Below are 11,696 nucleotides of genomic sequence, written 5' to 3' on the forward strand. Positions count from 1 at the left end.
GACATGGAAACGATGAAAATAGATAACAATCAGCTACTTCGATTTACTACAGCAGGAAGTGTCGATGATGGAAAAAGCACTTTAATAGGTCGTTTATTATACGATAGTAAAGCCATTTTTGAGGATCAGTTGGAGGCAGTCGAAATTACTAGTAAAAGAAAAGGGCATGAAGGCGTAGATCTGGCCTTGTTCACAGATGGATTAAAAGATGAGAGAGAGCAGGGAATTACAATTGATGTTGCTTATCGCTACTTTACAACTCCAAAGAGGAAATTTATAATTGCAGATACACCCGGACATATCCAATATACCAGAAATATGGTGACTGGTGCTTCTACTGCAAATGCAGCTTTGATTTTGATAGATGCGCGTCATGGAGTTATTGAGCAAACCAAGAGACACGCATTTATCGCGTCTCTTTTACAAATACCGCATATTATTGTTTGTATCAATAAAATGGATCTTGTTGATTATTCGGAAGAAATTTATGACAATATAATACAGCAATTCGAAGAATTTTCGTCAAAGTTGTATGTAAAAGACATACGTTTTTTACCTATTAGCGCGCTTGATGGAGATAATGTTGTAAATCGATCCGAAAATATGGAATGGTTTCAAGGAGCTCCATTGCTCAACACTTTAGAAAATATGCATATTAGTAGTGATATTAATAAAATAGACGCTCGATTTCCAGTGCAAACCGTTTTGCGTCCACAAAGTAAGGAATTTGTCGATTATCGTGGCTACGCCGGGAGAGTTGCAAGTGGGATTTTTAGACCGGGTGACGATGTTGTTGTATTACCGTCTGGTTTTACATCTAAGATTAAAACTATAGATACATTCGAAGCATCTCTAATGGAAGCATATGCTCCTATGTCTGTTTCTATAACATTGGAAGACGATATTGATGTGAGTCGGGGAGATATGATTGTAAAAGCTAACAACAAACCTACAGCTACTCAAGAATTTGACGCCATGATTTGTTGGTTACATAAAGATAGTGCGCGTCCAAGGGCAAAATATACCATTGTTCATACTTCAAATGAGCAAAAAGCAATGATAAAAGAAGTGGTTTATAAAATAGACATTAACACTTATGGAAGGGAAGAGGACGATAAATCTCTTAATATGAACGATATATCACGTATTAAGTTAAGAACAACTCGTCCAATGATGATAGACGAATATCGTGATAATCGTATAACAGGAAGTTTTATTTTAATAGATGATGCAACGCACGAAACAGTTGCTGCCGGAATGATCGTTTAATCTTTTAAAAAGAAACTTGATTGCCATCTATTTTGTAATCAGAATGCAATAGAGTATAATTTGAATGCTCATTTTTATAACCATTAGTGCCCAATGAAAAAAATCCTTATTGTTTTTGGAACTCGCCCGGAAGCTATTAAAATGGCTCCTTTAGTGAAAGAATTTCAGAAATTTGATGCTGTATTTGAGACGAGAGTCTGTGTTACTGCTCAGCATAGGGAAATGTTGGATCAGGTGTTGGACTTTTTCGAGATCACTCCCGATTACGATTTGGATCTAATGAAACCTAATCAGAATTTATACGGACTTACCGGAGATATTATCATAGCAATGAAAGCTGTTATGGAAGATTTTAATCCGGACTATGTTTTTGTCCATGGTGATACTACCACGACTATGTCCACAAGTTTAGCGGCGTATTATAATCAGAGTAAGTTATGCCATGTGGAAGCCGGTCTTCGAACTCACAATAAATGGTCGCCTTTTCCTGAAGAAATGAATCGACAAATCACAGGAAGGTTAGCGGATTATCACTTTGCACCTACGGCAACTTCAAAAGAAAACCTATTAAAAGAGAATTGCTCTGAAGCTTCCATTCTGATTACTGGAAACACTGTGATTGACGCATTGTTTCAGAGTTTGGATAAAGTGACAAGCAGACCAAGTTCATTTATTCAGAATTTTTCCGAAGCATTAGGAGAAAGAGAAATGATATTAGTTACCGGGCATAGAAGGGAAAACCACGGCGCCGGATTTATTCGAATATGTGAAGCGCTAAAGACAATTGCGCAACAACAACCGCACGTAACTATAGTTTATCCTGTACATCTAAATCCGAAGGTACTGAAACCTGTGAATGCTATACTAGGAAAAATTGATAACATCAAGTTGATTGAACCATTGGCTTATCAGGATTTTATTTGGATGATGCATCGATCTAAACTGATTATAACAGATAGTGGAGGTGTTCAGGAAGAGGCTCCTAGTCTTGGGAAACCGGTATTGGTGATGAGAGATACAACCGAACGCCCTGAAGCTGTGGATGCGGGTACGGTTATTCTAGTTGGTACTGATGTCCAAAAAATTGTTGATGAAACGATGCGACTCTTAACAGATTCCGAGCAGTATGATAGAATGAGTGCATTGCACAATCCGTACGGTGATGGAAATGCGTGTAAAAGAATTGTAGAATTTATTGAGAAAACTAAAGGGAAATGATGGAAATGTTATCTTGATTGGATTTTACTATTTTGCTTAACCAAGGATTATTAATAATTTGAAGTCAGTATTTGTTGGTTGTATAAAATTAACCAGTCTTCTGGAGAGAAAGCTACCTTAATACACACTTCGTTGGTCTAAAAAGTAATGAAAATGGAGATTTTATAAAATCGGAATAAACCGCTCATAGAGGTAAATAGAGGCAAAACACATGATTGAGCAGTTGCTGGTGGACTGAATGTTTATTTTGTCGCAAGTATAAGAAAATTCAATCAATATAAGTTCTTTTGAATAAAAAGACGAAATTTGCCGCCTGAAGATACTATAGAGATAAAAATTATGAAAACCAAAATATTTGCACACCCTACTGCAGTGATTGATAAAGGATGCACTATCGGTGAAAACGTAAAGATCTGGCATTTTTCACACATTATGCCCGATTGTATCATAGGCGATCGTTGTAATATTGGACAGAATGTCGTAGTATCACCTTTGGTTGTACTTGGGGTGAATGTAAAGGTGCAGAACAATGTTTCGATATACACCGGAGTGATTTGTGAAGACGACGTGTTTTTAGGACCCTCCATGGTTTTTACCAATGTAATAAATCCTAGAAGTGCCGTTAATAGAAAAAACGAGTACACCAGAACCCTTGTTAAAAAAGGAGCTTCAATTGGTGCAAATGCCACAATCATTTGTGGTAATGAAATTGGAAAATATGCCCTTATTGGTGCAGGTGCAGTGATAACTAAACCAGTGCCCGATTATGCGTTACTCGTTGGAAATCCGGCGAAACAGATTGGTTGGGTAAGCGAATATGGTCATAGGTTGCAGTTCGATGATAATGGCTTCGGAAAATGTAGCGAAACCAACGAAAAATATCAATTAAAGAATAATAAAGTAACTAAAGTAACCGAATAGATTCTTTGAAATTACTTTCAGAATAAAATAAACAAACCCTAATGAAAAATTTTGCACTTATTGGAGCCGCCGGATATATTGCTCCCCGCCATATGAAGGCCATTAAAGAAACCGGAAGTAATTTGATCGCTGCCCTCGATACATTCGATAGTGTTGGTGTAATTGACAGCTATTTTCCAAATGCCGACTTTTTTGTAGAGTTCGAGCGTTTCGATCGACATATTTCAAAGCTGCAGTTTGAAAATAAGGTCCAACTGGACTATGTAAGTATATGTACCCCAAATTATTTACACGATTCCCACATTCGATTTGCGTTACGACAAGGAGCCGATGCTATTTGTGAAAAACCGCTGGTGCTTAATCCATGGAACATTGATTCTTTAAAGCAAATTGAGAAGGAAACAGGAAACCGAATCTGGAATATTCTTCAGCTACGGGTACACCCTAGTATTATAGCGCTGAAAGATAAAATAGCCAATGGACCTAAGGATAAGATCTACGATGTTGATCTAACATATTTAACCTCCAGAGGGCATTGGTATTATACTTCTTGGAAAGGAGATAACACTAAGTCGGGAGGGATTGCAACCAATATCGGGGTGCATTTTTACGACATGTTATCTTGGATCTTTGGAGATGTGAAAGAAAATGTAATACACCTGCATACGCACGATAGAGCTTCCGGTTATTTAGAGCTTGAAAGAGCAAGGGTTCGTTGGTTTCTGTCAATAAATGATGAGGTATTGCCAAAAGAAATTGTTGGAAAGGGACAGCGAACATATCGTTCTATTACTATTGAAGGTGAAGAGCTTGAATTTAGTGAAGGTTTTGGAGACCTCCATACAACAAGTTACGAGGAAATCTTAAAAGGTAATGGTTATGGTATTGAAGATGCCAGACAAGCAATTGAAATAGTTCACAACATTCGAAATTCAGAACCTATTGGATTGAAAGGAGATTATCATCCATTTGCAAAAAAAGCACTTTCTGCCCATCCTTTTCAAAAGAAAAATTAAATGAAGATAGTTACAATTATTGGCGCTAGACCACAATTTATTAAGTCAGCTGCAGTAAGCCAGGCTATCATTGACTTTAATACTGAAAATTTAGGAGAAACGGTAGAAGAGATCATTGTACATACAGGGCAGCATTATGACTCGAATATGAGTGATGTGTTTTTCGATCAAATGAATATTCCAAAACCTAAATATCATTTGGATATCAACGGACTTTCACATGGCGCCATGACCGGACAAATGCTGGAAGAGATTGAAAAAGTATTACAAACTGAAACCCCGGATTGGGTTCTAATTTATGGGGACACAAATTCTACATTGGCAGGGGCTTTGGCAGCTTCAAAACTCCATATAAAGGTGGCTCATGTTGAAGCAGGACTGCGTTCTTTTAATATGAACATGCCCGAAGAAGTAAATAGAATCTTAACAGACAGAGTAAGCACTATTCTTTTTTGTCCAACTGATTCGGCCATCGAAAATTTAGAAAAAGAAGGTTATAAAAATCTGGACATTACCATTGTTAAAAACGGGGATGTAATGTTGGATGCCAGTATGTTGTTCTCAGCTTTTGCGAAGGCTCCTTCGGAAAAATTGCCGAATTCTTTTTTATTGGCAACCATCCACAGAGCAGAGAATACTGATGATCCTAATAGATTGAAGGGCATATTTAAAGCGCTGAATACTATTTCCGAAGAAAAACCGATCGTGTTACCCTTACACCCAAGGACTAAAAAATATATTGAAAAATACAATATTCAATTGTCCCCCAATTTGTTTTGTATAGATCCGGTGGGATATCTGGAAATGTTATTTCTACTTCAAAATTGTGACATGGTATTAACAGATAGTGGTGGATTACAAAAAGAAGCGTTCTTTTTTGAAAAATTCTGTCTAACACTTCGTGATGAAACCGAATGGGTGGAACTTATCGAAAATGGTTTTAATGTATTAGTTGGTGCTGATTATAACACCATTGTAGACGCATACAATGAGAAGAGTAGATCGACCCCGAATTTTTCTATGGATCTATATGGCAATGGGGCAGCTTCCAGGATTATAATTGAGAATTTATTGAAATTCACCATTTAAGTAGTTTTGATACAACGGCTAAAAGGACTTTTAAATAGATATGGAGTTGGTGGAATTAAAAAGTCGCTGCATCTTGCTATATCACAAAGTTTCGTTGCGGTTCTATTTATACTTATAGATTATGTTTTTTCTAAACAGCTATCTATTTATGAATTTGGTGCATGGAAAGAAATATTCTTCCTATTCAATTTGGGGATACCCCTAGTAGCATTTGGTCTTCCAGAAGGTTATAAGTACTTTATTGCAAAAGATTCAAGATTCGAATATTTTTTCAACAATGTACTCACGATTCTGTTAATAATATCAGTTGGTATTTTCATGATAATTGGACTAACCAATATTATGCATTTTTCAGGTCTAATTAATTTGAAACAATATTATCTATATTCATTATTATTTCCACTTCCTTTAGTGGGCTTTTTATTGAATAAAACCTTACGTTACACATACATTAACCTAGACCAAGCCGAAAAACTGACTAAGCTGTCTGCTTATGGGGCAATTGGAAGTGTTATTGTAATATTGATAGGCGCCTATTTTGTAAGTCAAAGCAAGAGCCTAGTTATTCTAGTTGCGATTTTGATTTATTTTTCAATCTTTTTTATACCATCGATTTTCTACCTAATTGCATTGCCTGGTATAAAATTGAAATTTGGAATGAACAAAATAGCTGCTAGACAGATGTTAGTTTATGGCTTCCCTCTTTATTTAGCTACATTTGCCGGGATACTAAGTAACTATCTTGACAAATTAATTGTGAATGTTACCAGTGATGAAGCGACATTTGCAATTTTCGCTGTAGGTGCTTTTGAAATACCGATATTCGCTATGCTAAGTGCTGCTTTTTCTCAACAGATTTTTCCTAAAATGGTGCGTTACGTTGAAGACGGTCAAGAAGACAAGGCGAAGGATATTTGGATTGACACAACAAGGAAGGTTTCATTAATTACCTATCCGATAATTCTAGTTGTGATGTTTTTTGCCGAAGAAATTATTTTTCTTATTTATAACAAAAATTATGCGGCATCAGTTATATTATTTAAAACATATTTATTAGTCGCACTATTCAGAAATAATAGTTATGGGATACTGCTTACGGCGAAAGGTGAAACTAAAATAATTACCAAAGTATCATTGCTCATTTTAACTCTAAATTTAATTGTTTCACTTACACTTTATTATTTCTTTGACTTAATTGGAATCGTTTTTGGAACGTTAATCTCAACATTTTGTATGTGGTTCTTTTACTTATATAGAGAAAGTCTATTTAAAGCTTACTTTAAAGCTGTTATATTGAACAAAGCATTGTTAGTATTTACAATATTAATTATAATTCTATATTTTCTATGATTCGGTTTTTAAAGATCTTTAGTTTCATCCCTTTTATAAAAAGATTAGTTTATAGAAAATATTATGCAACAGGTCTTGGAACGTACATAGTTAATTCGTTTTACAAAGTGATCTTGAGAATTAATGCTCCTGCAGATTTTTTGTGTCATTTTACTTCCAGAGTTAATTCCCCTAAAAAAATAAAATTTATAGGAAGCGATTTAAGTTCACAATATTTAAGTATGGCTACGTCCGGTGGCTGCTATTACCAAGCATTGAATGGAATTGTGATAGGTGAAGGTACGATCTGGTCATATAATTGTTGTTTTGTTAGTGCTAATCACTCATTCTTGAACCTTACTAAACACACAGAAACAGAACCTATTAGAATTGGTGAAAGAGTGTGGTTGGGTGCAAATTGTGTTGTGTTACCTTCTGTGTCAATAGGTGATTATTCAATAATTGGCGCTTCATCATTAGTTAGTAAGGATATCCCTGAATATACAATAGCTGTTGGAAATCCGGCAAGAGTTATTGCCAAACGATGCAAAATTTGTCTGTCTAAAATAAAACTTGAAGAAAACTGTCCTAACTGTTCATAATGAAAAACGTACTAATAATATCATATTCTTATCCGCCCTCTAATGCGCCGGCAGCGCAAAGACCTTTTTCGCTTGCAAAATTTCTAGATAAATCTAAATATAACGTTACGGTAATTACTTGTAGAAATGCCGATAGCTCCATAGGGTTTGACCTCTCTTTTAATGAAAATATAGAAGATGTTTCACTTATTAAAATTAATAGCCTAGTAGGATCAAACATTGGAAGTTATCGTAGCGCTGGTATGGTCTCAACAGCAAGTAAGACTAGTATAAAGGCAAAATTAAAGAAAAAATTATTTACTACTTTTTCTACCATGATTTTACCCGATAAAGCTATTTTCTGGTATCCCAAAGTAATCTCTTATTTAAAGAAGAATAACACCTATATAGATAAAACTGATATCTTATTCACTACTTCTCCTTTATTTACTAATCATTTAATAGGAAATTATATTAAAAAGCGAAACTCAAACATAAAATGGTTAGCAGATTTCAGGGATTTTCATTATGTTGAAAACTGGTCTCGGAAAAGTTCTCTAAAATCTATGTATCATAAGAGATTAGAACAAAAAGTGATCCGTCGTGCCAATATAATTACATTTATATCGGCAGCAATGCAAGAAGTGTATGAAAAATATTACCTGAAAGAGAAACACAAAATGCATTATGTTTATAATGGTTTTGATATGGATGATTTTAAAGGACTTAGTATTGATACGCTCCAAAATTCTAGATTGACAATTTTTTATGCGGGCAGCTTTTATAAGGGAGTTCGGTCCCCTTTTCCTTTATTATCAATTCTAGATAGCTGTTTTGAGAAGAAATATCTCACGCCTAATGAGATTGTGATTAAGATAGCTGGTAATTTTGAGCAGGATTTGCTTGAGGAAGCAAAAAACTACAAATCATTTTCGTGTATTGAATTCCTGGGAAGAATTCCAAGAAGTGAAGTTTTAAACCATCTCACAAAATCAGACCTTTTGTGGTTAATTGTAGGCAATGAAATTACGCATTATACAGGAGTGCCTATAAAATTTTATGAATACCTCGCTTCGAGAAGACCTATCATTAACTTTGCACCCCAAAACTCTGAGCCTACAAAAATTATTAAGGAGTTTGAGTTAGGGGTTAGTTTTGATTCTGAAAATACTAGTTCAGAAAAAGATCATAATCTTTTTAATACGTTGATTGAAAAGTACAGAAGTGGAAAAATGAATGCGCCTTTGGATGCAAAATTAATAGAAGTTTTTACTCGCGATAAGCAGGCTAAAATATTTGAAGAATTATTTGAAGAATGAAAAAGATATTTTTTACAATTTTTATTTTCCTCTCCTTTATTACGCAAACCATTGCAGAACCGGGTACGAATGCAATTTTATCAAGACTAACTTTTTCAGATACTTTTGACGATAAGGCGGATAGAATGGAATTGCAGATAGCACGTTTTGAAAAAATCGTTGCCGCATTCAACCAAGGTTCTTTACAAAAACCATTATCGATAAATTCCTTGAAAAAAATTAATAGAGAACAGCAAGCTGAGAGGATTGCTTCATTAGTTTCTGAATGAAAAAGACCTTTATCTTAATATTTATTTTTCTTAGTTTTATTACACAAACTATAGCAGAACCAGGGACGCATCCTATTTTTTCTCGTCTCACGGTATCCGATTTCTTTGGGGCTTTGGCATTACTTTTTGGAATACAAACTTTACTAAAAGGTTTTATGCTTTCCGGGGTGTTTACAAAGACCTTTCAAATGGGTTTTATATTAGTAATGTGTTTCTTCCTTCCAATTATGTTCTCTTTGGATATACAAGCTTCAATAATTGAATGTTTTATCGTTTTGTTCTTGTTATTACTATCAATCATTATATTTCAGAATTATAAAGATAATCTACTCACACATCTATTTCCATTAATATTTTACACCGTTAGTGCAGCAGCTATACTGGGGTTTTACGATCTATTTGCAAGTATATCGGGGCTTCCCAGATTGTTTCCAGGGAGAACAGATGGAGAAGCACTTTCGGGTTTTAGAAATGCAGGACAGGCAGGAGCCTATTTTTTAGTTATGCTCACCATTCTGGTCCCCTTAAAGTACTCTTCTCTTAATGATTTATTATCTTCAAAAAACAAGAAGTTATTAAATATATCCTTAATACTATCTCTAATATTTATTTTTTTAACCGGAAAAATAGCTGCTTATATTGGGCTGGTTTTTGGAGTTATTTTCTTTCTTTTTTACAGAAGAAATGCAAAAGCTATTATTTCGGTATTCGTAGGCGTCTTAGCACTTTCAATATTGTGGGGTAATATGGAAACTCTTATGCCCGATACCTATAACCGAATAAACTCAAAATATAAATCACGCGTTGTTCAAAACTTAAATACTGAAAGTGATAATGACAATGATTTTATACAGCGTAATTTTGGATTAGCACTCGAAGCTTTTGAAGACAGGCCACTTATTGGAACAGGAATCGGGGCTTTTTACGGAAGCTACTCAAGACATGAAGTACACAGCACGTATCTAAAAATGCTGGGAGAAACCGGTGTTATAGGCACTATAGGTTATATACTTTTCATACTTGCCTTTTTAAGTCTATTTAGGATACGAAAACTTAAACAAACAAATCCTTATGCAGATTACATGGCAACAATGCTTCCTTTTTTATTAGGATGTTTTATTAGTTGGTCCTATACCTATCACCTTCGGAAAAGAGAATTTTGGATATTGCTTAGTTTAGTGGTCATTTGCAATTATGCAGCGCGACAATACAGTTTGAATCAACAAAAAGGTATCGGTGATGAGCTATCAGAAAATTTACAATAATGCCCCGTTGTTTGTTCAACAGACTTTAATTTCCATATTTAATTATCTGGCATACAAAAAACGTTATGGCGCGAAGTATGAAGAAAAACGGAAGGAATATCTGGCGAACAGAGGAGTCTCACTTCCGGAGTTGAAGAAAATTCAACAACAAAAATTTGACACCTTTATCGCACTCACTTTTGCAAATTCACCTTATTATAAAAAGGAATATGCAGATCGATTTAAGGGTATTAAACTGCCGCAGCTAACCACCATGCCCATTTTAGAGAAAAATACACTCAAAGAAAGGGTTACGGAGTTTTATTCTACCTCCGTCGCAGAGGGTGTTCTTTCTAAGACAGGAGGGACTACAGGGAAATCTCTTGAAGTTATTTTCACTAAGGACGACATGAACGATCGTTTTGCAATGCTGGATGATTTTAGAGCCAGATTTGGGTATAAATTAGGCAAGAAAACGGCATGGTTATCGGGTAAATCAATTTTGACCCCAAAAGATGTTAAGAACAATCGTTTTTGGAAAACCGATAATCTTTATAAAGTACGTTATTACTCCACGTTTCACATTAAAGATGATTTTTTAGGCCACTATTTAGACAACCTGATGCAATATAAACCTGAATATATTTCCGGTTTCCCAACTGCAGTTATGGCTATTGCTTCTTACGGCCTGCAACATGGTATTGACTACCCTTCATCTATTAAAGCTATTTTCACCACTTCGGAAACCTTAACACCTACAATGCGTGCTGCAATTCAGGAATTTTTTAAAGCGCCTGTATATAATCAGTATTCCGCTTCAGAAGGAGCTCCATTTATTTTTGAATGTAAAAACCATAAGCTACACATGGAATTGCAATCGGGTATTTTTGAAGTATTAGATGGAAATGATCAACCCACTCAAGAAGGCAGGTTAGTAGTTACTTCCTTTACATCTAATGGGACACCTTTAGTTAGATACGATATTGGCGATGCGATTAAATTGAGTTCAGAGACTTGTACCTGTGGTAATAACAATCCGTTAGTGGAGGAAATTTTGGGTCGGACAGATGATTTTATTTATTCTCCGGAAAACGGAAAAATTCACCTTACCAATGTCGCCAACTCTATTAAGGACGTAAAAGGGATAGGAAAAATGCAAATTATTCAGAATCATGTAAACGAAATACTGTTTTTAGTGGTTGACGACGGAGGATTTGATGCTGCTTCCAGAAAAAAAATGGAAAGTAATTGGCGCGAACGGGTAGGAGATAAGATGAAGATTGAAATAAAAATAGTGCCGGAAATTAAATCAGAAAAAAGCGGAAAATTTAGAATAATAAAGAACACTATATATCATTTAGTCCCATAAATTAAACGAGTGATTTAGTTTCGGCAGTTTGCATTGATAGGTACAAATCGCTGCAATCGATATTATTTTAGA

Annotated in this window: 11 protein-coding genes; all 11 read left to right on the top strand. The window is 35.1% G+C overall.

Annotated features, from left to right (window positions below; genetic code table 11):
* Positions 1-12 precede the first annotated feature (12 nt).
* The 11 genes from BXY75_RS11410 to BXY75_RS11460 all read left to right on the top strand — a co-directional run bounded on the left by BXY75_RS11410 (position 13) and on the right by BXY75_RS11460 (position 11,624).
* Complete coding sequence (locus BXY75_RS11410; protein WP_121907880.1) at positions 13-1,269, top strand: sulfate adenylyltransferase subunit 1; 1,257 nt, start codon at positions 13-15, stop codon at positions 1,267-1,269.
* Positions 1,270-1,362: 93 nt separating this feature from the next.
* The gene (wecB, locus tag BXY75_RS11415) at positions 1,363-2,487 is read left to right on the top strand and encodes a non-hydrolyzing UDP-N-acetylglucosamine 2-epimerase (RefSeq protein ID WP_121907881.1); all 1,125 of its coding nucleotides are present in this window, start codon (positions 1,363-1,365) and stop codon (positions 2,485-2,487) included.
* A 339-nt stretch (positions 2,488-2,826) separates the two neighbouring features.
* Positions 2,827-3,408: an acyltransferase gene (locus BXY75_RS11420; RefSeq protein WP_121907882.1), complete on the top strand. Its 582-nt coding sequence runs from the start codon at positions 2,827-2,829 to the stop codon at positions 3,406-3,408.
* Positions 3,409-3,449: 41 nt separating this feature from the next.
* Positions 3,450-4,424, top strand: a complete 975-nt coding sequence (locus BXY75_RS11425; RefSeq protein WP_121907883.1) for a Gfo/Idh/MocA family protein — start codon at positions 3,450-3,452, stop codon at positions 4,422-4,424.
* On the top strand, positions 4,425-5,513 hold the full coding sequence (gene wecB, locus BXY75_RS11430; RefSeq protein WP_121907884.1) for a non-hydrolyzing UDP-N-acetylglucosamine 2-epimerase: 1,089 nt from the start codon (positions 4,425-4,427) through the stop codon (positions 5,511-5,513).
* 6 nt (positions 5,514-5,519) lie between these two features.
* On the top strand, positions 5,520-6,863 hold the full coding sequence (locus BXY75_RS11435; RefSeq protein ID WP_121907885.1) for a lipopolysaccharide biosynthesis protein: 1,344 nt from the start codon (positions 5,520-5,522) through the stop codon (positions 6,861-6,863).
* On the top strand, positions 6,860-7,444 hold the full coding sequence (locus BXY75_RS11440; RefSeq protein ID WP_121907886.1) for an acyltransferase: 585 nt from the start codon (positions 6,860-6,862) through the stop codon (positions 7,442-7,444). The genes BXY75_RS11435 and BXY75_RS11440 overlap by 4 nt, the downstream gene beginning before the upstream one ends.
* Positions 7,444-8,742, top strand: a complete 1,299-nt coding sequence (locus BXY75_RS11445; RefSeq protein WP_121907887.1) for a glycosyltransferase family protein — start codon at positions 7,444-7,446, stop codon at positions 8,740-8,742. Before BXY75_RS11440 ends, BXY75_RS11445 begins: the two co-directional genes overlap by 1 nt.
* Complete coding sequence (locus BXY75_RS11450) at positions 8,739-9,011, top strand: hypothetical protein (protein WP_121907888.1); 273 nt, start codon at positions 8,739-8,741, stop codon at positions 9,009-9,011. Before BXY75_RS11445 ends, BXY75_RS11450 begins: the two co-directional genes overlap by 4 nt.
* Entirely contained in the window at positions 9,008-10,276 is a 1,269-nt protein-coding gene (locus BXY75_RS11455; RefSeq protein WP_121907889.1) for an O-antigen ligase family protein, read from the top strand. The genes BXY75_RS11450 and BXY75_RS11455 overlap by 4 nt, the downstream gene beginning before the upstream one ends.
* On the top strand, positions 10,251-11,624 hold the full coding sequence (locus BXY75_RS11460) for a phenylacetate--CoA ligase family protein (RefSeq protein WP_121907890.1): 1,374 nt from the start codon (positions 10,251-10,253) through the stop codon (positions 11,622-11,624). Before BXY75_RS11455 ends, BXY75_RS11460 begins: the two co-directional genes overlap by 26 nt.
* The last annotated feature ends 72 nt before the right edge of the window (positions 11,625-11,696 follow it).

Origin of the sequence: Ulvibacter antarcticus, from assembly GCF_003688405.1 — a bacterium.
GTDB classification, from domain to species: Bacteria; Bacteroidota; Bacteroidia; order Flavobacteriales; family Flavobacteriaceae; genus Ulvibacter; species Ulvibacter antarcticus.